The following is a 21,510-nucleotide window of genomic DNA, read 5'->3' as shown; positions in this document are numbered from 1 at the left end:
AGTAATAGAGAAAGGGGTCCTATATGATGAACATTTCGTTAGACAAAGCGTACAATCAGTGTGAAGAAATTATTAAAGAAAACTCAAAAACGTTTTACAAAGCTTTTTCCATGCTGCCGTCAAAACAAAGAAAGGCAGTATGGGCAGTATATGCATTTTGCCGTCAAGTCGATGATATTGTAGATGAAGGATGCAACCCTGAAATAGAGCTGCAGCAATTCGAATCAGAATTTGCCCGATTTAAAAATGGAGAACTATTAAACGAAAGCGCCATGTGGGTAGCTCTGCGCAATGTATTTGAACAATATGAGATGAATGTTCAAGCGTTTGATGATATGATTACCGGCCAGAGAATGGATTTAGTAAAAAAAGAATACGATACGCTTGATGAAGTGAAAACATACTCTTATCACGTAGCGAGTACGGTAGGGTTAATGCTTTTACCGATTTTAGCTCCAACTACTCATAAAGAATTAGAAGAAGAAGCAGTTGCATTAGGCATTGCGATGCAGCTGACCAACATTTTAAGAGACGTTGGGGAAGACTTAGAGCGAGGGCGCATTTATTTACCGAAAGACCTTATGAATTCTTACGGATATATGCGCATGCTATTAGAGAACCGGTGGGTCACTTCTGAATTCATAGAGATGTGGGAGCACCTGGCCAAAGAAGCGGAAATGTATTATATAAAAGGACTTCAGTCGATTCATAAATATCCGGTGGCTTCTCGTTTGCCTCTTACAGGAGCGGCGCATTTATACCGAGCGATTCTTGATAAAATTCGAAAAGAAAATTATGACGTATTTACAGAAAAGCACTTTGTCACAAGTCAAGTGAAAAAGAAAATTATGACATCTATTTCTACGGGGTAACGCAAAGGAATTACTTTTCCTTTGCGTTACTTTTTTTTGAAAAGATATGAAAGCGTTAACTATGATGTAAATAAGAAAAAAGTCTCATTTTTATCACATATTAACTTGAATATTCAGAAAATTACCTATATGATAATATACATAACATTAAATGTTAATAAAACTAACATGGAAGAGGGGTTACGATGAAAAAAGTAGAAGCCGTCATTCGTCCAGAAAAATTTCAAGCACTGCGCGTAAAATTAGAGGAAGTAGGAATAAACGGATTAACGGTCTCAGAAGTAGCAGGATGCGGTCAGCAAAAAGGAGAGCAGGGACTGTTCAGGGGACAAAGTTTTGAAATCAAACTAGTACCTAAAGTCAAGGTAGAAATGATTTTAGAAACAGAACAAGTTGATGAAGTCATTAAGACCATTCAATCAATTTGTTCTACGAATCAAATAGGCGACGGAAAGATTTTTGTATATCCGGTAGAGGATGCTGTACGAATTAGAACAGGAGAAGCAGGTGTAGAGGCTATTTTATAAAAAGAGAGTGTTATTTTAATAGAGGGGGAGTTAAGCGTCGAAAAAGAAAATTAGTGCGGCTTTGTTTATTAGTTTGTTGGCAGCACACGCGTTAATGCGGCTGACCCAACTGTTGAATCAGTCAGCGCATCAATTGACATGATGTGGGTAATGTTTGGGGCAGTACTTGTGTTTTTAATGCACGCAGGGTTTGCGATGGTTGAAACAGGCTTCACTCGTTCGAAAAATTCGCTTAATATCTTAATGAAAAATATGCTAACGGTAGCTGTGTCTTCCGTCTTGTATTTTGTGGTTGGTTTTGCGCTTATGTTTGGAAGTACTAAAGGAGGATTTATCGGTTCGAGCGGTTTCTTTTTAAATGGAGAAAGCGATCAAATGAGCTTTTTTGTCTTTCAAATTGTTTTCGCAGCAACGTGCGCTACGATTATTTCAGGAGCGGTAGCAGAACGTATGAAATTATCGAGCTATATGATGCTCACAATTGCTATGGTAGCTGTTATTTATCCAGTTGTAGGTCACTGGGTGTGGGGAGGAGGATGGTTGTCTAAACTAGGCTTCGTAGATTTTGCAGGGTCGACAGTTGTTCATTTGACTGGAGCTCTTGGTGCGGCTGTAGCAGTTATTTTTCTAGGAGCACGTCTTGGAAAGTATGGAAGCGATGGAAAAGTCAATGCTATTCAAGGACATAATATTCTACTTGGCGCATTAGGTGTATTTATCCTCTGGTTTGGATGGTTTGGATTTAATGGAGGAAGTACATTAGCAGCGGATCCTGCCCTTGTACCAGGAATCATCGCAACTACATTAATGTCTGGGTCATGCGGAGTCCTGTCTTCTGCTTTATATACAAAGTTTCGCTACAAACGTATTGACGCTAGCTTAACATTAAACGGTGCCTTAGCTGGACTTGTAGGGATTACAGCTGGAACAGCAAACGTATCGATTCCAGGTGCGATCGTCATTGGGCTAATTGCAGGAATTATTCTAGTAGAAGCTGTGCATTTTATCGATAGCAAAATGAAGTTAGATGATCCAGTTGGTGCTATTACCGTTCATGGAATTTGCGGTATTTGGGGGACGTTAGCAGTGGGACTGTTTGATACAGCTAATGGTTTATTTTATGGCGGTGGCGTACAGCTATTAGGTATTCAAGCTCTTGGAATTATAGCTGTGATGGGCTGGACAATTGGAACGGTTGGGTTATTCTTATTTGTTCTCACGCGTTTTTCTTCTATTCGAGTATCAAGCGAAGAAGAAATTGCTGGTTTAGATTTTGCTGAACACGGTTCATCCGCATACGAATTTCTTGAAAGTTTCGTAGCGACAGGAGATGGTAACCTTCATCCTGAATTTGGTGTTGGATTGATTGATCGATTAAATAAAGTTGGTAAAGTATCGGATAAACCTCATATATCGAACGTAAATGAGACGGTATAGCAGTATATAGATGGAAAAAAGTGATTAAAAGTAAAAACTTTTAATCACTTTTTTTGTTTTTATCAACTTATTTAACAATAATGTAAGCGTTAACGTTATAATGGAAACAAAAGTGAGTTTGAAACAGTTCGTCTATAGGAGGGGAATAGATGAAATGGAAAAGGACAAGTATGCTACTTATACTATTATTGCTTTTTGGAAGCAGTGCCTCAGCGCAAGATCATAAAGATATACGGGATGAGGTAATATACTCATTGATGATCAACCGTTTTTATAACGGAAGTGAACAGAATGATCGAAATGTTAACTATGAACGCTCAGATGCCTATTATGGAGGCGATTTACAGGGAATAGCACAAAAGTTAGACTATATTCAAGAGATGGGATTTACCGCTGTTTTATTAACTCCTTTTATGGAAAATGATGAGACAGGCTATCATGGATATGCGGTGACCAACCATTATAAAATAGACGATCATTTTGGAACGTTAAAAGACTTACAAAATCTTGTGAAGAAAGCACATGAGCGCAAGATAAAAATTATGGTCGAATTTCCTTTGACAATCAGTAACAATCATACCTGGGTAGCAGATAAAGGAAAACAAACATGGATAAGTAATGAATCTGGTACAGATAACGAAGTAATTAAAGCATTGCCTCACCTTAATTTAAAAGAAAGTGCTGTGCAGAAATACCTTATTAAAAATGCTGCTTGGTGGAGCAAACAAGCAGATATTGACGGATATTACGTTAAAGATATCGATCAAGCTCCTTCTGCATTTATTTCATCCTTTTCTAAGACGCTAAAAAGCATGGATCCTTCTTTTCTATTAATAGGAGAAATAAACGGGCAACCATTAAAAAAAAATGAGCAGGCTGATTCGTTAGGAGTAGATTTGCTTGTAGATAGAACGCTAGCCGAAGCCACTGCTGCTACGTTTAGCGGTACTAATCGTCCGCAGAAAATGTTGTATGACAAGTGGGGGAAAAGAAGTAATCAGCCTTTAGCCAATTTTTTAGATGATGTTCATAGCACACGTTTTACAGCACAAGCATTAAAGAGTGAAAATCATCCTGGAGCCCGAACAAAGCAAGGGCTTTCCTACCTTTATACTTCGCCGAGTGTACCAATCGTTTTTTATGGAACGGAAATTGCGCTGAATGGGGGAAAGGGAGCAGAAAATTATGGCATGATGAATTTTTTAGCTAATCCCGATATTATAGATCATTTAAAAAAACTGGCTGAACTTAGAGTAAAGTCGCCTTCTCTTCGAAAAGGAAGCTTTACCCTTGTGTCTGAGCAAAAAGGTGTGGCTGTATACAAGAGAAGGTATAAGGACGAAACGACGTTTGTTGTGATTAATAATACAAAGGAAACGTCGGTCATTAATGTCCCGTTTAAAAAAGTTGGAAAAGAAAATGAACTAAGAGGGTTAATAACGGAAGGAATTATACGACCCGTTGACGATGTATACAACATTTCATCGGAGCCTGAGACCACAAATGTATATAAAGTAGTGAAAAAGTCAGGGTTTAATATTGGATATATCGCAGCGGTTGCTGTTGTTTATACGGGATTTGGCATCTTTTTGTACAAAGCATCTTCAAAAAGAAGAAAAGAAAAGAAAATTTCTCAATCTCGTAAAAAGGACAGCGCGTCGTAGTTGTCAAATTATATTGGATAAGTATTAATGAAGAAAACATAATTAAGAGGTGGAATTATGGGTGTAACAATAAAAGATGTGGCAAATTTAGCAAATGTAGCCCCTTCGACGGTATCTCGCGTCATTGCAGACAGCTCAAGAATTAGTGAAAAAACAAAACAGCGCGTGCGATCGGCTATGAAAGAACTTGGTTATCACCCAAATATTATTGCGCGAAGTCTAGCAAATCAAACGACAGAGGCAGTCGGCCTAGTGATGCCGAGCTCAGCAGACAAGGTGTTTCAAAATCCATTCTTTCCCGAAGTGCTAAGAGGAATCAGCACCGGAGCTCACGAAAACAAAAGAGCGATTTATATGTCCACTGGAGAAACGGAAGAAGAGATTTTTGCAGAAGTTGTTCAAATGGTACAGGGGAGACGAGTGGATGGATTAATTTTGCTGTACTCCAAAGTTGATGATCAAGTACTTTCTTATTTGCAAGAACAGAGCGTGCCGTTTGTAGTTATTGGAAAGCCGTTTAAACATAGTGAAAGCATCACGTTTGTTGATAATGATAATTTTAAAGCTGGAAAAGAAGCGACGGAATATTTAATTGAATCTGGGCATGAGCGTATTGCTTTTATTGGCGGAAGTCTTGAATTAGTCGTTACCATTGACCGTTTAACAGGCTATGATAAAGCGATTCAAAAAGCAAACATTCCTTACCGGGACGAGTATGTGATTCATGAAGAATTTCTACAGAAGGGAGGAAAAGAAGCTGTTTGCGAACTTTTATCTCTAAAAGAACGTCCAACGGCTCTGGTAGTAGCAGACGATCTAATGGCATTAGGCGTTTTAAATACATTGGATGAAATGGGGATTTCAGTTCCTGAAGACATTTCGATTGTCAGTTTTAATAATGTTCTGATCGCCGAAATGGCTAGACCTGCTCTCACATCTATTGATATTAATATTTTTGAACTTGGTTATCAGGCTGTACGCTGCTTGATTAAGCAGATTGAAACGCCATATGCTGTTGCAGAACAAGTGCGCGTTCCTCACAAAATGATTAAAAGACAGTCCTGTAAAACTATTCAAATGACGAAGAGATAACTTTATATACAAATAGAAAAGAGGCTGGAACAAAAGTATTGTAGTTGAAGGGAAGATCCGAACGAGTTTGATTCTTGATGGAGAATCAAACTTGTTCGGATTTTTTCGTTGGGAGGGTAAACGTAGGTAGCTGCTTCTTAGCTGTTGATTGGGTTGATTTAGGTATGTCTCAATATATTCTTTATGCCAAAGATATTGGCATTTAAAGTGCAAAAAAAATATACATATGCCAATTATTTTTTCCTTTATCAAAAAGAAAGAATGATATAAGTGATGAAAACCTTGATGACAAATAGGCTGTAAAGTTTTATTAAAAGTTGGCACGCTATTTGCATAACTATAAAGTAAACAAAGATTTGCATACTAGGAGGTATATATCATGGTAGTTTCTTATTCTCATGAACCATTTACAAATTTTAAGGAAGAAAACAATAAAAAGGCATTTCAAGAAGCATTAACATATGTAAATACACAGCTTGGCAAAACGTACCCACTTGTGATCGACGGTGAAAAAGTGGAAACTGAAGAGAAAATTACGTCTGTTAACCCAGCGAATATAAAAGAAGTGATTGGATATGTCTCTACAGTAAATAAAGATCTAGCAGAGCAAGCGATGCAGTCAGCTTTAAAAGCTTTTGAAACGTGGAAAAAATGGAAAGTAGAACATCGAGCAGATATTCTTTTCCGTGCAGCGGCCATCATCCGTCGCAGAAAGCATGAATTTTCTAGCTATCTTGTAAAAGAAGCAGGAAAGCCTTGGAACGAAGCAGATGCTGATACAGCAGAAGCAATTGATTTTTTAGAGTACTATGCACGTCAAGTCCTGACGTTAAAAGATGGTTCTCCAGTACAGAGTCGAGACGGTGAGTATAATCAGTACAATTATATTCCGCTTGGCGTAGGTATTATCATTTCACCATTTAACTTCCCGTTAGCTATCATGGCTGGAACAGCAGTAGCAGCTATCGTAACAGGCAACACGATTTTATTAAAGCCAGCTGATGCCACTCCTGTAGTAGCAGCGAAATTTGTAGAAGTAATGGAAGAAGCAGGTTTACCGAAAGGCGTATTAAACTTTATTCCTGGTGCTACACCTGAAATCGGTGACTACTTAGTTGAACATCCAAAAACACGCTTTGTTTCATTTACCGGCTCGCGCGCAGTAGGTTGCCGCATTTACGAAAGAGCAGCAAAAGTACAGCCGGGCCAAAAATGGCTAAAACGCGTTATTGCTGAAATGGGGGGAAAAGATACGGTGGTTGTAGACAAAGATGCGGATCTTGATTTAGCTGCTTCTTCAATCGTATACTCTGCATTTGGTTTTGCAGGGCAAAAGTGCTCCGCTGGTTCGCGTGCTGTTGTGCATCAAGATGTGTATGATGAAGTGCTTGAAAAAGCAGTTGCGCTAACAAAAACATTAACTGTTGGAACCCCGGAAGAAGTTTCAACTTATATGGGACCTGTTATTCACGAGGCGTCGTATAACAAAGTATTATCGTATATTGAAATTGGAAAAGAAGAAGGACGGCTTGTTGCGGGAGGAGAAGCAGACAATTCAACTGGATACTTTATTCAGCCAACTATTTTTGCGGATGTAGATGAAAAAGCTCGTCTCATGCAAGAAGAAATTTTTGGTCCGGTAGTAGCATTCTCTAAAGCGCGAGATTTTGATCATATGATGGAGATTGCAAACAATACAGAATATGCATTAACAGGCGCTTTATTATCAAACAACCGCGAGCATATTGAGCGCGCTCGTGAAGAGTTCCATGTTGGAAATCTGTATTTTAACAGAGGATGTACGGGAGCGATTGTTGGTTACCAGCCTTTTGGCGGATTTAATATGTCAGGAACGGATTCAAAAGCAGGCGGACCGGATTATCTTGTTCTTCACATGCAAGCAAAAACAACATCTGAAACATTCTAATTGGAAAATAAGGAGGAGTAAATATGACAACTGAAACACAAAAAACGGTGAAAATCATTGAACAAACAGAAAAATTTGGGGCACACAACTATCATCCGCTGCCGATTGTAATTGAAAAGGCAGAAGGCGTATGGGTACATGATCCAGAAAATAATAAATATATGGATATGCTAAGTGCTTATTCCGCTGTTAACCAAGGACATCGTCATCCGAAAATTATTGAAGCATTAAAACGTCAAGCTGATAAAGTAACGTTAACGTCACGAGCGTTTCATAATGATCAGCTTGGTCCATGGTATGAAAAGGTTTGTAAATTAACAAATAAAAATATGGCTCTTCCAATGAATACGGGAGCAGAAGCGGTGGAAACAGCCATTAAAGCTGCACGCCGCTGGGCTTACGATGTGAAAGGCGTTGCTGAAAATCAAGCACAAATCATCGCATGTGTGGGCAACTTCCACGGTCGTACAATGACAGCTGTTTCCTTATCGTCTGAAGCAGAATATCAACGTGGTTTTGGACCGATGCTTCCAGGGCTTCAAACCATTCCTTATGGTGATTTAGAAGCGTTAAAAGCTGCTATTACACCAAATACAGCTGCATTTTTAATTGAGCCAATTCAAGGTGAAGCAGGTATCGTTTTACCTCCAGAAGGCTTCTTAAAAGCTGCAGCTGATTTATGTAAAGAACATAATGTGCTATTTATTGCTGATGAAATCCAAGTTGGCTTAGCGCGTACAGGCAAAATGTTTGCTTGTGATTGGGAAGGCGTAAAACCAGATATGCTGATTTTAGGTAAAGCGCTTGGAGGAGGAGTTTTCCCTATTTCTTGCGTAGTCGCTAACGAAGACATTTTAAGTGTCTTTAACCCTGGCTCTCATGGTTCAACATTTGGAGGAAACCCGCTTGCTTGTGCCGTATCATTAGCTGCTTTGGAAGTAATTGAAGATGAAGAACTTCCAGCGCGTTCATTAGAATTAGGTTCTTATTTCAAGCAGAAGCTCCAAAGCTTAAGCAATCCAGTTATTAAAGAAGTGCGCGGCCGAGGTCTATTCATCGGGGTAGAATTACACGAAGAAGCTCGTCCTTATTGTGAAAAATTAAAAGACCAAGGTTTGCTTTGTAAAGAAACGCACAGTACGGTTATTCGTTTTGCTCCGCCGCTAACGATTTCAAAAGAAGAGTTAGACTGGGCAATTGAACGAATTGAAAAAGTATTTGCTGAGTAATCGGTTTAAAATAAATAAAAATAGTACGATATGTATATATCGTACTATTTTTATTCATATGCAGCTAAATGACGTTTTTATTTGATAGGCAGGAGGAATAGAAGTGTATATCCAACTCTCACAGCTAAGCATGGAAGAGCAAGTTGAATGTTTAACAAAAGCGTTAGTGAAAATCAAAAGTATCAATGGGACAAGCGGCGAAGTAAAGATTGCTGATTTCATTAAAAACACGCTTCAAAGTTTTCCTTATTTCAAAGAAAATCCCCTTCACGTTTGGGAACAGAAAATTAATGGCGATACGCTAGGTAGAAAAAATGTATTTGCTTTTATTCAAGGCAGCAAAAAAAATGCTCAAACAATGATTTATCACGCTCACTTAGATACGGTTGGCATTGAAGATTTTGGTCCATTAAAAGACATAGCATTAGACCCAGAAGAACTTCAGCGCTATTTCTCTATGCATAACATTAATGAAGATGTACAGCGAGATGCTCGCTCAGGTGAATGGATGTTTGGAAGAGGAGCCGTTGATATGCAAAGTGGAATTGCTGTACATTTAGCCAATGTGCTGCATTTTACTAAGCATCTAAATAAATTAGAAGGAAACGTCCTTTTTATGGTCAACCCAGATGAGGAAAGTCAGCATGCTGGAATTATTTCTGCTGTTTCTGAACTGAACCGTTTGAAAAAAGAAAAAAATCTTTCATATGTAGCAGCGATTAATACCGACTTTATTACACCTCTTTACGATGGAGATTCCACGCGCTATATTTATACAGGAGCCGCTGGGAAACTGCTTCCATGTTTTTATATTTACGGAAGGGAGGTACACGTAGGAGATACGCTTGCTGGTATAGATCCTAATTTGATTGCATCTGAGATTACGGGAAGCATCCATAACAATATTAATCTAGCTGAAAATATTGAAGGAGAGCTGGTACTGCCACCTTCCTGTCTGTATCAACGAGATAATAAAGAGGCTTATAATGTGCAAACTGCTGTAAGCAGTCATTTGTATTTTAACTATTTCATCTATGAACGAACGGCAAAAGAAGTGATGAGTCAATTAATTGGATTATCAATCGAAGCATGTGAAAAAGTGGAGAAAAAACTTTCTGATTATTACGAACTTTTTGTTCGGAGAACGAATTTACCAAAGCGAAACTTGTCTTGGAAAGTGGATGTTGTGAGTTTGGAAGATTACCTGGAAGAATTGGATCAAAAAGGGATAAATGCTCAGGCTTGTATTGAACGAGCTTTCGAACAGTATGCGCATTTAGAACTTAGAACAAGGTGCTTTAAAGTAATTGAAGAACTTCAAAAGTTAGATCCGCATCAAAGTCCGCGCGTAATTGTCTTTTTTGCACCGCCTTACTTGCCTCATAATCACTTGAAGAAAGACGAAAGCAGAGATCAGCAGCTTCTTTATCCCTTGCAAGCAGCTGTGGAGAAGGTTGGAAAACAGACGGGAGAGACGTTTCAGTTTAAAAAATTTTTTCCCTACCTAGCGGATGGCAGCTTTTTATCTCTTCATGAGACAGATGAGGAAATCGATGCTTTTACACGTAACTTTCCGGGGTGGGGGATTGCAGGGGCGATTCCTTTCCGTGAAATTCGAGAGTTAAATATTCCGTCCATCAATATAGGAGTATATGGGAAAGACGGACATAAGTGGACAGAGCGAGTGTATAAGCCTTATTCGTTCGGAGTTCTTCCTAAGTTAATTCAAGAAACAACTGTTCAGATGCTAAAAAGTAGGCATGCTTGTACAAACCACATATAAGAAAATGAAGAACGGAGGTACCGATGAATAGACATACAGAACAAAACCAATTACAGAGAACAATGAAAAGCAGACATTTATTTATGATTGCGTTAGGAGGCGTGATTGGAACAGGCCTATTTTTAGGTTCGGGTTTTACTATTAGCCAGGCAGGGCCGGGAGGAGCCATTCTTGCATATATAATAGGCGGCTTCCTCATGTACTTAGTTATGCTTTGTTTAGGAGAGCTAGCGGTAGCAATGCCGGTTTCAGGTTCCTTTCAAGAATACGCTACAAGGTTTTTAGGACCTTCTACAGGCTTTATGATTGGATGGCTGTACTGGTTCAGCTGGGCAAATACGACAGGGCTTGAATTTACGTCAGCAGGAATTTTAATGCAGAGATGGTTTCCTGATGTACCTGTATGGTCTTGGTGCTTGATTTTTGGCGTCATTACATTTTTAATTAACGCTCTTTCTGCTCGAAGCTATGCTGAAACTGAGTTTTGGTTTTCGAGTATTAAAGTTACGGCTATTATTCTATTTATTTTAATTGGAGGAGCTGCTGTCTTTGGTTTTATCGACTTCAAGGGAGGAGAACCCGCACCGTTTCTTTCGCATTTCACGCAAGGTGCAGGTCTTTTTCCAAATGGAATACTGGCAGTTCTATTGACTTTAGTAACGGTTAACTTTTCGTTTCAAGGAACGGAGCTTGTCGGCATTGCAGCAGGAGAAAGTGAAAGTCCTGAGAAAACGTTGCCGAGATCTATTCGAAACGTCATTTGGAGAACGCTGTTTTTCTTTGTGTTAGCTATGTTTGTTTTAGTCTCTATTCTGCCATACAAAACAGCAGGCGTCATTGAAAGTCCGTTTGTTGCCGTATTAGATCAAATTGGCATTCCATACGCAGCGGATATCATGAACTTTGTCATTTTAACAGCCGTTCTATCAGTGGCGAACTCCGGCGTTTATGCTGCTTCTCGTATGCTTTGGTCACTGTCAAACAGCAATATGGGGCCAAAATCTTTGAAGAAATTATCTTCAAAAGGTGTTCCAATTAACGCATTAATTGTGACAATGATTATTTCAGGGTGCTCGTTGATTACAAGCATCGTGGCTGCTGAAACCGTATATCTTTGGTTTATTTCGATTTCAGGAATGGTGACCATTATTGTTTGGATGTCCATTTGTGCCTCTCAATTTATGTTCCGCCGTCGTTTTTTAGCGGAAGGAGGAGACATAAAGGAACTGAAATTTAAAACGCCGCTTTATCCGTTCGTTCCTATTCTAGGTTTTTGTTTGTATGGACTTGTATTAATCAGCTTAATTTTTATTCCGGATCAACGAATTGGTCTTTACTGTGGTGTCCCTTTAATCATTGTACTCTACGTGTATTATCACGTAGGAATCAAGAAAAATATTGATCAAAAACAATCGGATTCACCGGTTTATAAAGCAAAATAAAAAAGAAGTGCACTGTGCACTTCTTTTTTATTTAGAGCGGATGTTTAATCGTTTCATACGATACTGCAAGCTTTGTCTGGTCAGCCCTAGTATCTTAGCACTTTTTGAGATGTTGTGTCTGTGTTGTTCAAGCGTTTGTTTAATACATTCTGCTTCGAACGCTAACAGCTGTTCCTTTAAAGGAAGAGAAGGGTGAAAAGCGCTTGGATAAGAAGGTGCGTCACTGCTTGCTTTATTTTCAAAATGTTCATGCTGCTTTAGCTGGAACTTCGTTCTGTATTGGAAAGGAAGGTGAGAATAGTGAATAACATCTTCGTCCATTACCAAGTTCATTGCACCTTCAATAATGTGTTCTAATTCCCGTACGTTCCCTGGCCAGTCATAAGAGAGAAAAGAAGACATGACTTGGTGATCTACGGTTTTTACATTCATCTGAAACAAATCATTGTATTTTTTGATGAAAAACTTTGTCAATTCAATAATATCTTCTTTTCGTTCACGAAGAGGAGGAATAAAAAGCGTCACGACGCCAAGTCGATAATATAAGTCTTTGCGTAATCGGTTTTCTGCAATTGCATCGATTGGATCTTCATTCATGTTCGCAATCACTCGAACGTTAACCGGTTTGTCCACTGTATCCCCAATTCTTCGTACGGTTTTTTCCTGCAGCACTCGAAGAAGCTTAGCCTGAAGATTTGGGTTTAACGAGTTGATTTCATCTAGCAGTAATGTGCCTCCTTGCGCTTGTTCGAAAAGACCAGGATTATCCATTGCACCTGTAAAAGCTCCGCGTTTCGTACCGAACAAAAGGCTTTCAATTAAATTATCCGGTAGCGCAGCACAGTTTTGTGAAATAAAAGGAGCAGAAGAGCGGCTGCTGCCATTATGTATGCTCTGAGCAAACAGTTCTTTCCCTGTTCCTGTTTCTCCAATAATTAAGACATAAGAAGGAGTTCTAGTTGCACGCTTGGCATCTTCAATCACATCGTGAACCGCTTGACTGCTTCCGATGATGCTATCAAACGTAAAGCGTGTGTTTCCTTTTTGCCTAATGTTTTGCCGGATTAGACGCTCTAGTTTCGTCACGTCCTGAGCAATTTCAACCGCTCCTTGAATGACCCCGTCTTTTAAAATAGGGAAGGTATTATTAATCGTCGTGATTTCTTGTCCTTGATTGTTGAAATACGTTTGCTTGACGTTAACCGTTTCTTTTCCTTTTTGCAGCGCCTGTACAAGTGTGCTTTGCTGATTTTCTTTGAACATAAACACATCTAACAAGTTTTTATGTAAAACGTCTTGTTCATCCATCAGCTCCATCTTTGTCATCTTTTCATTATAAATAATAGTTTTTCCTGTTTCATCGACCGCATGGATACCGGCATCGACTTTATTTAAAATGGTTTCATATATATGTTTAAGAGTGCTTAATGTATCGGTCATTCAAATACTCTCCTTTAGCGGTGTTCATATCTCTATTTAAACAAAAATAACTGAATTCTGATAGTGTTTCCACATAAAAATAAATGAATGACCGAAGAGAAATGTTATCCGTTTACAATGGATCCCCCATTAATGTGCAGAACTTGCCCGGACATATAAGAAGAATCAGAGCTTGCCAAGTATACATAGGCCGGTCCGAGCTCAGAAGGCTGTCCTGCCCGTTTCATAGGTGTATTAGACCCAAATGTCGCAACTTGCTGTTCGTCGAACGTAGACGGAATAAGAGGTGTCCAAATGGGTCCCGGAGCTACGCCGTTTACGCGAATGCCTTTTGTTGCGAGCGAAGCTGATAAAGAACGTGTAAAAGCAACGATAGCACCTTTGGTTGAAGAGTAATCAATCAGCTGATCATGCCCATGGTAAGCTGTCACAGACGTTGTATTAATAATAGCGCTTCCTTGTTTTAAATGAGGCAATGCAGCTTTGGTGAGATGAAAAATTGAAAAAATATTCGTTTGAAACGTACGAGTAAGCTGTTCAGTCGTAATATCCGTAATACTTTTTTGAGGATGCTGTTCAGCTGCATTATTGACTAAGATGTCTATTTTTCCGAAAGTCTGAATGGCCTTTGAGACGACTTCTTGACAAAAATGCTCATCTCCTATATCACCAGCAAGCAATAAACAAGAAGCTTCCATTCGTTCAACTTGTTTTTTGGTTTCATTTGCATCATCATGTTCATTAAGATAGGTTATGACAACATTTGCGCCTTCTTTAGCGTAATGATAAGCGACGGAACGTCCAATGCCGCTGTCTCCTCCGGTGATAATGGCTACTTTGTTCTGTAATTTTCCGCTTGCCTTATAGTCTGGAGCGATAGAGGTAGGGATTGGATGCATATCTTTCTCAATACCTGGCTGAGTTTGCTGATGCTGAGGAGGGAAGTTTTGTTTTTGATTTTGATTCATTGGTATACACTCCTTAATTAATATGAGTATGTAAGCGTATACTAGTATTTGTTAAGAAAGTGTATCTATGCATAGGAATAAGCCTGAACGAATAAAAAAAGGCTTTAAAAGAAAAAATGAATGCCGGGGCATCCATTTTTTTAGCGGTAATTAATAAATTGTACGTCAATAGGTAAATCAGCGCTGCGAATAGCTGAAATAATTTGCTGCAGGTCATCACGATTTTTACCGCTTACGCGAAGCTGATCATCTTGGATCTGGCTTTTTACTTTTAAACCAGTATTTTTAATAATTGTATTTAGCTTTTTAGCGTTGTCTTTGTCGATACCTTGAATTAGCTTGGCGCGTTGTCTAACCGTTCCTCCAGAGGCGTTCTCAATTTTTCCATATGAGATATTGCGTGTAGGTACGCCTCGTTTAATAAGCTTAGAGATCAATACGTCTTTTAACTGTTCAAGCTTAAATTCATCATCAGAAATAAGAACAAGCTCTTCGTTTTCAAGCGAGATTTCGCTTTTACTGCCTTTAAAATCGTAGCGGGTTTTAATTTCTTTTGTTGCCATGGTAATGCCGTTTGTTACCTCTGATAAATCGACTTGTGACACAATGTCAAATGAACTATCTTTAGCCATAATAACCTCCATATGTAAAGAGTTTGTTCTTTTATTATAAATAAAACACAAACTGTATACAACTGATATTGAATAGAGAGCCGGTAATTGATACAATACAAGTTATGCTTTTTGTTGTAAGCTATAGAAGCAGCTTTTTTAAACAATGCATGCATTTAAGTTGATTTGAAATTTAAAATGCTGTTCGATGCAAAGTGAGAAGGTATGTGGTGACGGAATAGTCACTACTAATTTATATAAAGGATGGATAGAACGATGAATGTAGAAGCTGGGATGAAAGCGTATTTAACAGTAAACCGGGAAACGCCGATTGGTTATATGTTAGCAGAAGGTGAAGAAGAAATTTTGCTACATAAAAATGAAACAACAAGAGAACTTGCTGAAGGAGAAGAAGTAGAAGTTTTTCTATACCTTGATCAGCATGACCGTTTAACGGCAACGATGCACTTACCTCTTGTTGAAGAAGGTGTTTATGAGTGGGTCGAGGTCGTAGATGTTAATCCAGGTTTGGGCGTGTTTGTAAATATCGGCATGAACAAAGATATGTTAATTGGTTCAACAGACTTACCTGCGCTAGAAGATCTGTGGCCAGAAGTCGGAAACAAGGTTTACTGTACAATGAAGATTTCAAAGCGCGGTAAGATGTACGGAAAAATTGCTACAGACGATGTGATGAAAGCAATGGCATTAGATGCTCCGCCCGAACTTTTTAATCGTGAAGTGAGCGGATACATCTATCGCGTACTGCGCGTAGGTTCATTTATTATGACAGATGAAGGATATGTTGGATTTATTCATGAAAGCGAGAGACGCAAAGAACCAAAGCTTGGTACGTATGTAACAGGCCGCGTAATTAATGTAAAAGAAGACGGAACGCTAAACGTATCGCTTCTTCCGCGCAAGCAAGAAAGCATGGATGAAGATGCACAAGTACTATACGATTACATGGAAAGCCGCGGTGGCGTTATGCCATTTTGGGATAAAAGCTATCCGGAAGATATTCGCGAGCGCTTTAATATGAGTAAAGCTGCGTTCAAACGTGCGCTTGGTAAACTGATGAAAGAAGGAAAAGTTTATCAAGAAGAAGGATGGACATATTTTAAAAAAGAAGAAAACTAAAAGGAGAAGCCGCTGAAAATTCAGCGGCTTCTTTTTATAAGTGATCAGTTTTTTTAGAAAATGAATGTTTTCCAAGCTCACGGTTATGCTTAGCTTGCAGATTCTTTTCGTGAAGCTTTGCGTTATTATCTTTTGCTTTTTTATCGTTATCGCTCGTTTTTGGCATTGTGATACACCCCTTTTTGATCGTACCTTTAGAATGCCCTGACCTCTTTAAATTATTCGATGGTTTCGTTCAAAAAGAAGACTGCAATCGTCCCTGGGCCAGAGTGAGAACCTATGGCTGCACCAATAATATTAATAATAAAATGTTTGGTCCCAAAACGTTCTTGAATCATCTCTTTCAGCTGAAGAGCTGTTTCTAAATCATCTCCATGGCTAATTCCAATGGTTTGAGAAGAGAGGTTTTTTCCTCGCTCTTCCATTACATCAAGCATGCGCTTAAATACTTTTTTACGGCCGCGGATTTTTTCGATTGGAATCAATTTTCCATCTTCCACATGAAGCAGCGGCTTAATATTAAGCAGACCTCCTACAAAAGCAGAAGCTTTGCTCACGCGTCCTCCTTGAGCAAGAAAATCTAAGTCATCGACCGTAAAAATATGTTCCATATGCAGCGCATATTGTTTTATTTTTTCTGTCATCTCTACTAGTGAGAGGTTTTGTTGTAGTAATTGTGCTGCATAATAAGTAACTACTCCCTGGCCAAGAGATGCACATTTCGTATCGATTATCTCTAATTGGAAATCGGGATACTTTTCTAGGAGTTCTTCTCGAATCATCATTGCTGTTTGATATGTACCGGATAATTCTGAAGAAAAAGCTAAATAAACGCAAGAATCACCTGATTTAGCTATGTCCTCAAAGACTTCATACATAGTAGTTGGAGCCGCTTGAGATGTTTTTGGCATCTTGCCTTTACGGATGGCTTCGTAGACAGAAGCTGGCTCAATCGTTTGTAGATCTAAAAATTCTTGATTATCCAGGCTTACGCGAAGCGGTAAAAAGCCAACGTTATTTTCTTGAAAAAAGGATAAAGGCAAATCGCTTGCACTATCGGTTAAAAGTTTAATTGACATAAATGTCACCTTCCTAATTGCATTTATAAAATATTAAATGAATTTGATGTATAAACATTGAGAAGCGTTATATACGACATAGTATTAGTGTATAAGCACTTTGAGGAAAATACAATTTTTGAATAAGTTTTTTTAATTCTGCCAAATCGTACATACTATATGTACTAACTATTTTAAAGATGCTGACTTTATTCATTTTATAAATGGGTATAGGAGAGTAAGAAGTTTTAAAAAAGCGGAGGTCGGTCATTTGAATATGTGGCTTGAAACAAAAAAAGCGATAGTCGTCTTGGTAGGAGCATTATTGAATGCGCTTGCGCTCAACTTGTTTTTGATACCTGCTAATGTATATTCGAGCGGCTTTACAGGAGTAGCGCAGCTTGTATCGAGTATCGTGACAGATTACACCCCTTTTACTATTTCCACGGGAGTGCTGCTGTTGTTGTTAAATATTCCTGTAACTATTTTAGGGTGGAAAAAAGTTGGGAAGTCATTTACTGTTTACAGCTTTATCAGCGTTGCTGCAACAACTTTGTTTCTTGGAATTATTCCTATTCAAGCACTTTCTAAAGACATCATCCTTAACGCAGTTTTTGGAGGCGTTATTTTAGCGGTAGGGGTAGGAATTACGTTAAAATTTGGAGCTTCAACTGGTGGGCTCGATATTATTGCCCTGATTTTGTCTCGAGTAAAAGACCGACCAATTGGCACTTATATGTTCATATTAAACGCAATTATTATCGTGCTAGCAGGTCTTTTATATGGGGCTGAGAAGTCACTCTATACGCTTGTGACACTTTATACAACTACTCGCGTCATTGATGTTATTCATACGCGTCATGTCAAACTCACAGCAATGATCGTAACGAAAAAAGGAGTGGAGCTAAGAAAGGCGATTCACGCCAAACTCGTGCGAGGGATTACGGCGGTGCCGGCTAAAGGCGGCTTTACAAACGAAGATAAAGAAATGCTAATGATTGTTTTGACCAGATATGAATTATTTGACTTGGAACGAGTGATTAAAGAGGTAGATCCTAAAGCATTTACTAATATCGTTCAGACAACGGGAATCTTTGGTTTGTTTCGCAAGGATTAAAAAAGGGTCCAGGTATTAATTACCTGGACCCTTTGTATTAATGTGTACCTTTTAAGTCATTAGAAAGTTCTTGAAGCTGAGCCTGTTCTTCAGGAGAAGCATTTTGCTGCGCATGAGACAGCATATCAGCTGCAATGTTTTCATCAGAAGCTGCAGACGTATGAGCCTGAGACGTTTGATGATTTTGACCAGCAGCTCCCAATGTATTCTGAAGCTGCTGAAGCTGAGCTTGTTCTTCAGGAGAAGCGCTTTGCTGTGCATGAGACAGCATATCAGCTGCTACGTTTTCACTAGACGTGTGAGCTTCACCGTGAGCATGAGGCTGACCGCCTTCTAAAGTGCTTTGAAGCTGTTCAAGCTGGCTCTTTTCTTCAGGAGAAGCATTTTGCTGTGCATGAGATAATATATCAGCTGCCACGCTTTCACTGGACGTGTGAGCTTTACCGTGAGCGTGAGACTGACCGCCTTCTAAAGTGTTTTGAAGCTGTTCAAGCTGTGCCTTCTCTTCTGGAGAAGCATTCTGAACGATATGAGACAGCGTATCAGACGTAATGTCTGCGCTTTTCTCTTGTGAATGTGATTCTCCATCTGTATCATACGCTTGATGCAATGAGTTTTGGAATTGCTTCAGCTGCTCTTGCTCCTCAGGAGAAGCGTTAGAAGCAATACTATTTAATACGCCTTCTGAAATATCAAGCTCACCATTGCCGTGCTTTTGACGGTGAAGCTGATCTTCTGAATGGCCGGATACTGCATTTCGAATCGCATCTTTTACTTGACCAAAAAGTGAATTTTTCATAAGTTACTGTCCTCCATGAGGAGTTTGGCGCTGCTGAGCTTGAAATGCTTCTGCCTCTGCCATAGTCATATGATAAGGAATTCGTTCATCATGTTTTTGAACTGCATCTGCACCTTGTTTCACAAAACGTTTTGATCGATTGCCTCTGCCCATCATAAATTCCTCCTCGTAATATAAATAAAACCGACACCTTAAGAAGTGTCGGTTATAGTGTGTGCTAAATAAAAAAAATGATAGCGATAAAAATTTACCTTGCTTTTCAAAAAAAGCTAAGTTATAAATTTAACGTTTTTTCCAAATAATAAGCAATACCATCATTTTCATTCGATTTTGTTACTTCACGTGCTAGCTGTTTTAATTCGTTAATACCATTTTCCATGGCGATACCGTGTCCTGCAAATTTAATCATTTCAAAATCATTGTCTTCATCTCCAAACGCAATAATTCGTTCGCGTGGAATTTGATAATGATTAGCTACGCGCTCAAGACCTACAGCTTTATTAAGTCCTTTTTTTACAATTTCAACGACATGCCAAGGTGCTCCCCAGCGTCTATGTTCTAGTACTTCTGCATGAACATCTGAAAGGTGAGAGCGTATATCTTGTACATGTTCTTCATCTGCGTGAATTAAAATAGACGTTGGATCGTGCTGCAGCGTATGACGCAAATCACCCGTTTGTAATTTAGGATCCCCTAGGCTAAGTACATCCATTAATTTTCGATCTTCAAAATGAAGATACACATCATCTTGTACTTCTGCCATGATATTGTTGATGCGATAGTCTTGCATAGCTGTCACAATGTCATGGACAGTGCGGCGGTTTAAAGGTTCGTGATGCGTGCCGAAATCAGGCTGAAGGGGGTGATGGACAAGCGCTCCGTTAAAGTTTACGATAGGCGTGGATAAATCTAATTCGCTGTAATACATAGCACTGGAACGATAAGGTCTACCAGTTGCAATCATTACAATATGTCCTTCTTGTTTGGCTTTTTCTAATACCCGTTTTGTTGTAGGTGAAATGGTTTTTTCATTCGTTAACAATGTTCCATCCAGATCTAAGGCGATTAAGTGTTGATCGTTTCTCATATAGGGCTCCTTTTAAATTGAAGTAGTTATACGATTATATTGAATTCTACTAATATTCATGCTTGTATTCCCATATTTTACACAACTTTTCCTTAGGAGCAAAGCAGAACGATTGACATGCAAAAGCTGTCTTGTTACGGTGTAAGACATAGTTATTGATTGCTTACGATAAATTGTTTAAGGGTATATTTAATACGTGAAGATAATTACGGAAGTAAAAGAAAGGAGAATGAATATGGATAAACAGTTAGAAGATAAAATCATGGAATCACTAGAAGAAGTAATTGATCCAGAGCTTGGCGTTGATATCGTAAATTTAGGCTTAGTGTATGGTGTAGAAATGGAAGAGAACAACACGGTTATCGTGACGATGACGTTAACTTCTATCGGCTGCCCGCTAGCTGGTGTGATTGGCGAACAAGTGAAAAAACAATTAATTTCGCTTGAAGAAGTAGAAAATGTAGAAGTGAATATCACATTTAATCCGCCATGGGATAAAGATCGCATGACGCGCTACGCTAAAATTGCATTAGGTGTTCAATAAGAAAAAAGCCATCAACGATGGCTTTTTTTCTTATTCAATTCTGCACAATTCCACAGGGCAGTCCTCACAGTCTATTTCTTTCTTTAAAAAAGAAAGCTTATGAATGATAATTTTTCCATCTGCCATTGAAATCACTTCGTTTTTTCGCAACTCAGCGAGCATGCGGTTGACCACTTCTCGAGATGTCCCGCATAGATTGGCGATTTCTTGATTTGTCAACGTTACGTTTAATAAAATACCATTTGGCTTCATTACTCCAAAGCTATTAGACATGCGGATCAGAGTAGAATAGAGAGCACCTTTTTTTCCATTTAGAATTAAGTCTCTAAATTTTGTCTGCATTCGCTTAATTTGTAGTCCCATCCACTTCATATACTCCATAGAAAGAGCAGGGTATTGTGTTAGTTCGTTTTCTAACACCCGTTTTTGAATACTGATTGCCGTACAAGGTTCAATAGCTTTTGCTTGAAGCATATGGGGAGTAGATCCGCAAAATAGCATGACTTCCCCGACTAAGTCTCCTGAACTCGCCAGCTGAAGCGTCAGCTCGCGTCCTTCCGGTGTCACTTTACCTACTTGCACGGCCCCTGACGTAATAAAAAATAAATGAGTTGAAGTCGAACCTTCTTGAAAGAGAAAGTCACCTTTTTTAAACGAAATTTTATGATCAAAGTTCATAAAAAATTGCTGAAGCTCATTCGAAAAAGAATCCGTTGTGATGTTCATCATGTTATCACCTTTTAATTAAAATTTTTTCGACTGCTACTTATTAA

Annotated in this window: 22 protein-coding genes; 13 read left to right on the top strand and 9 right to left on the bottom strand. The window is 38.8% G+C overall.

All coding sequences use genetic code 11. The features are described from left to right. Positions 1-23: 23 nt before the first annotated feature. The 10 genes from AC4NPH_RS11780 to AC4NPH_RS11735 all read left to right on the top strand — a co-directional run bounded on the left by AC4NPH_RS11780 (position 24) and on the right by AC4NPH_RS11735 (position 11,973). Positions 24-872, top strand: a complete 849-nt coding sequence (locus AC4NPH_RS11780) for a phytoene/squalene synthase family protein (RefSeq protein WP_053486816.1) — start codon at positions 24-26, stop codon at positions 870-872. Positions 873-1,057: 185 nt separating this feature from the next. Beyond that, positions 1,058-1,399: a P-II family nitrogen regulator gene (locus AC4NPH_RS11775; protein ID WP_098315067.1), complete on the top strand. Its 342-nt coding sequence runs from the start codon at positions 1,058-1,060 to the stop codon at positions 1,397-1,399. A 177-nt stretch (positions 1,400-1,576) separates the two neighbouring features. Further along, positions 1,577-2,836: an ammonium transporter gene (locus AC4NPH_RS11770; RefSeq protein ID WP_371388974.1), complete on the top strand. Its 1,260-nt coding sequence runs from the start codon at positions 1,577-1,579 to the stop codon at positions 2,834-2,836. 149 nt (positions 2,837-2,985) lie between these two features. After that, on the top strand, positions 2,986-4,500 hold the full coding sequence (locus AC4NPH_RS11765) for an alpha-amylase family glycosyl hydrolase (protein ID WP_097813403.1): 1,515 nt from the start codon (positions 2,986-2,988) through the stop codon (positions 4,498-4,500). 57 nt (positions 4,501-4,557) lie between these two features. After that, positions 4,558-5,592 (top strand): LacI family DNA-binding transcriptional regulator, encoded by a 1,035-nt coding sequence (locus AC4NPH_RS11760; RefSeq protein ID WP_013055369.1) that lies wholly within the window; start codon positions 4,558-4,560, stop codon positions 5,590-5,592. 74 nt (positions 5,593-5,666) lie between these two features. Then, positions 5,667-5,798, top strand: a complete 132-nt coding sequence (locus AC4NPH_RS11755) for a hypothetical protein (protein ID WP_255256005.1) — start codon at positions 5,667-5,669, stop codon at positions 5,796-5,798. A gap of 173 nt (positions 5,799-5,971) precedes the next feature. Next, positions 5,972-7,519 (top strand): L-glutamate gamma-semialdehyde dehydrogenase, encoded by a 1,548-nt coding sequence (gene pruA, locus AC4NPH_RS11750; protein ID WP_013055370.1) that lies wholly within the window; start codon positions 5,972-5,974, stop codon positions 7,517-7,519. A 23-nt stretch (positions 7,520-7,542) separates the two neighbouring features. Beyond that, complete coding sequence (locus AC4NPH_RS11745) at positions 7,543-8,748, top strand: ornithine--oxo-acid transaminase (RefSeq protein ID WP_491938721.1); 1,206 nt, start codon at positions 7,543-7,545, stop codon at positions 8,746-8,748. A gap of 103 nt (positions 8,749-8,851) precedes the next feature. Continuing rightward, a complete protein-coding gene (locus AC4NPH_RS11740) occupies positions 8,852-10,531 on the top strand; it encodes a M20/M25/M40 family metallo-hydrolase (protein ID WP_097813402.1) in 1,680 nt (559 codons plus the stop codon). Positions 10,532-10,554: 23 nt separating this feature from the next. Then, positions 10,555-11,973 carry an amino acid permease gene (locus tag AC4NPH_RS11735; protein ID WP_013055373.1) on the top strand — a complete coding sequence of 473 codons (1,419 nt, stop codon included), beginning with the start codon at positions 10,555-10,557 and terminating at the stop codon, positions 11,971-11,973. A gap of 27 nt (positions 11,974-12,000) precedes the next feature. Here the strand turns inward: AC4NPH_RS11735 and AC4NPH_RS11730 are convergent, their stop codons facing one another. The 3 genes from AC4NPH_RS11730 to AC4NPH_RS11720 form a co-directional block, all read right to left on the bottom strand. Further along, positions 12,001-13,413 carry a sigma-54 interaction domain-containing protein gene (locus tag AC4NPH_RS11730; RefSeq protein WP_029324706.1) on the bottom strand — a complete coding sequence of 471 codons (1,413 nt, stop codon included), beginning with the start codon at positions 13,411-13,413 and terminating at the stop codon, positions 12,001-12,003. A 104-nt stretch (positions 13,414-13,517) separates the two neighbouring features. Next, a complete protein-coding gene (locus tag AC4NPH_RS11725; RefSeq protein WP_013055375.1) occupies positions 13,518-14,381 on the bottom strand; it encodes an SDR family oxidoreductase in 864 nt (287 codons plus the stop codon). 140 nt (positions 14,382-14,521) lie between these two features. Beyond that, the gene (locus AC4NPH_RS11720; RefSeq protein ID WP_013055376.1) at positions 14,522-15,013 is read right to left on the bottom strand and encodes a YajQ family cyclic di-GMP-binding protein; all 492 of its coding nucleotides are present in this window, start codon (positions 15,011-15,013) and stop codon (positions 14,522-14,524) included. Between the two features lie 255 nt (positions 15,014-15,268). On the opposite strand from AC4NPH_RS11720, the gene AC4NPH_RS11715 reads away from it, so the two are divergent. After that, positions 15,269-16,132 carry a CvfB family protein gene (locus AC4NPH_RS11715; protein WP_013055377.1) on the top strand — a complete coding sequence of 288 codons (864 nt, stop codon included), beginning with the start codon at positions 15,269-15,271 and terminating at the stop codon, positions 16,130-16,132. 34 nt (positions 16,133-16,166) lie between these two features. Here the strand turns inward: AC4NPH_RS11715 and AC4NPH_RS11710 are convergent, their stop codons facing one another. Then, a complete protein-coding gene (locus AC4NPH_RS11710) occupies positions 16,167-16,298 on the bottom strand; it encodes a DUF3941 domain-containing protein (protein WP_013055378.1) in 132 nt (43 codons plus the stop codon). Positions 16,299-16,350: 52 nt separating this feature from the next. After that, positions 16,351-17,211 carry a DegV family protein gene (locus AC4NPH_RS11705; protein ID WP_013055379.1) on the bottom strand — a complete coding sequence of 287 codons (861 nt, stop codon included), beginning with the start codon at positions 17,209-17,211 and terminating at the stop codon, positions 16,351-16,353. 256 nt (positions 17,212-17,467) lie between these two features. Between AC4NPH_RS11705 and AC4NPH_RS11700 the strand changes: the two genes are divergently transcribed. Continuing rightward, a complete protein-coding gene (locus AC4NPH_RS11700) occupies positions 17,468-18,307 on the top strand; it encodes a YitT family protein (protein WP_025749916.1) in 840 nt (279 codons plus the stop codon). Between the two features lie 37 nt (positions 18,308-18,344). Here AC4NPH_RS11700 and AC4NPH_RS11695 read toward each other — a convergent pair whose 3' ends face one another. The 3 genes from AC4NPH_RS11695 to AC4NPH_RS11685 form a co-directional block, all read right to left on the bottom strand. Next, on the bottom strand, positions 18,345-19,106 hold the full coding sequence (locus tag AC4NPH_RS11695; RefSeq protein ID WP_013055381.1) for a DUF3813 family protein: 762 nt from the start codon (positions 19,104-19,106) through the stop codon (positions 18,345-18,347). A gap of 3 nt (positions 19,107-19,109) precedes the next feature. After that, complete coding sequence (locus AC4NPH_RS11690) at positions 19,110-19,262, bottom strand: hypothetical protein (protein ID WP_013055382.1); 153 nt, start codon at positions 19,260-19,262, stop codon at positions 19,110-19,112. Positions 19,263-19,380: 118 nt separating this feature from the next. Continuing rightward, positions 19,381-20,193, bottom strand: coding sequence for a Cof-type HAD-IIB family hydrolase (locus AC4NPH_RS11685; RefSeq protein WP_050691042.1), 813 nt, complete (start codon positions 20,191-20,193; stop codon positions 19,381-19,383). A gap of 235 nt (positions 20,194-20,428) precedes the next feature. On the opposite strand from AC4NPH_RS11685, the gene AC4NPH_RS11680 reads away from it, so the two are divergent. Beyond that, complete coding sequence (locus tag AC4NPH_RS11680; protein WP_013055384.1) at positions 20,429-20,737, top strand: metal-sulfur cluster assembly factor; 309 nt, start codon at positions 20,429-20,431, stop codon at positions 20,735-20,737. A 30-nt stretch (positions 20,738-20,767) separates the two neighbouring features. On the opposite strand, the gene AC4NPH_RS11675 is transcribed toward AC4NPH_RS11680, so the two are convergent. After that, positions 20,768-21,466 carry a Crp/Fnr family transcriptional regulator gene (locus AC4NPH_RS11675; RefSeq protein ID WP_097813400.1) on the bottom strand — a complete coding sequence of 233 codons (699 nt, stop codon included), beginning with the start codon at positions 21,464-21,466 and terminating at the stop codon, positions 20,768-20,770. Between the last annotated feature and the right edge of the window lie 44 nt (positions 21,467-21,510).

The sequence above is a fragment of the Priestia sp. MDV22-iso46 genome, assembly GCF_058629175.1.
This window is presented reverse-complemented; position numbering and strand designations above follow the sequence as displayed.

Excerpts from the sequence above, each read along its gene's own strand:
- AC4NPH_RS11770 (WP_371388974.1), top strand. The coding sequence starts at position 1,577 with ATGCACGCAGGGTTTGCGATGGTTGAAACAGGCTTCACTCGTTCGAAA.
- AC4NPH_RS11735 (WP_013055373.1), top strand. The coding sequence starts at position 10,555 with ATGAATAGACATACAGAACAAAACCAATTACAGAGAACAATGAAAAGC.
- AC4NPH_RS11765 (WP_097813403.1), top strand. The coding sequence starts at position 2,986 with ATGAAATGGAAAAGGACAAGTATGCTACTTATACTATTATTGCTTTTT.
- AC4NPH_RS11775 (WP_098315067.1), top strand. The coding sequence starts at position 1,058 with ATGAAAAAAGTAGAAGCCGTCATTCGTCCAGAAAAATTTCAAGCACTG.
- AC4NPH_RS11705 (WP_013055379.1), bottom strand. The coding sequence starts at position 17,211 with ATGTCAATTAAACTTTTAACCGATAGTGCAAGCGATTTGCCTTTATCC.
- AC4NPH_RS11715 (WP_013055377.1), top strand. The coding sequence starts at position 15,269 with ATGAATGTAGAAGCTGGGATGAAAGCGTATTTAACAGTAAACCGGGAA.
- AC4NPH_RS11675 (WP_097813400.1), bottom strand. The coding sequence starts at position 21,466 with ATGATGAACATCACAACGGATTCTTTTTCGAATGAGCTTCAGCAATTT.
- AC4NPH_RS11690 (WP_013055382.1), bottom strand. The coding sequence starts at position 19,262 with ATGATGGGCAGAGGCAATCGATCAAAACGTTTTGTGAAACAAGGTGCA.
- AC4NPH_RS11730 (WP_029324706.1), bottom strand. The coding sequence starts at position 13,413 with ATGACCGATACATTAAGCACTCTTAAACATATATATGAAACCATTTTA.
- pruA (WP_013055370.1), top strand. The coding sequence starts at position 5,972 with ATGGTAGTTTCTTATTCTCATGAACCATTTACAAATTTTAAGGAAGAA.
- AC4NPH_RS11780 (WP_053486816.1), top strand. The coding sequence starts at position 24 with ATGATGAACATTTCGTTAGACAAAGCGTACAATCAGTGTGAAGAAATT.
- AC4NPH_RS11720 (WP_013055376.1), bottom strand. The coding sequence starts at position 15,013 with ATGGCTAAAGATAGTTCATTTGACATTGTGTCACAAGTCGATTTATCA.
- AC4NPH_RS11745 (WP_491938721.1), top strand. The coding sequence starts at position 7,543 with ATGACAACTGAAACACAAAAAACGGTGAAAATCATTGAACAAACAGAA.
- AC4NPH_RS11695 (WP_013055381.1), bottom strand. The coding sequence starts at position 19,106 with ATGAAAAATTCACTTTTTGGTCAAGTAAAAGATGCGATTCGAAATGCA.
- AC4NPH_RS11700 (WP_025749916.1), top strand. The coding sequence starts at position 17,468 with ATGTGGCTTGAAACAAAAAAAGCGATAGTCGTCTTGGTAGGAGCATTA.
- AC4NPH_RS11710 (WP_013055378.1), bottom strand. The coding sequence starts at position 16,298 with ATGCCAAAAACGAGCGATAACGATAAAAAAGCAAAAGATAATAACGCA.
- AC4NPH_RS11760 (WP_013055369.1), top strand. The coding sequence starts at position 4,558 with ATGGGTGTAACAATAAAAGATGTGGCAAATTTAGCAAATGTAGCCCCT.
- AC4NPH_RS11725 (WP_013055375.1), bottom strand. The coding sequence starts at position 14,381 with ATGAATCAAAATCAAAAACAAAACTTCCCTCCTCAGCATCAGCAAACT.
- AC4NPH_RS11680 (WP_013055384.1), top strand. The coding sequence starts at position 20,429 with ATGGATAAACAGTTAGAAGATAAAATCATGGAATCACTAGAAGAAGTA.
- AC4NPH_RS11685 (WP_050691042.1), bottom strand. The coding sequence starts at position 20,193 with ATGAGAAACGATCAACACTTAATCGCCTTAGATCTGGATGGAACATTG.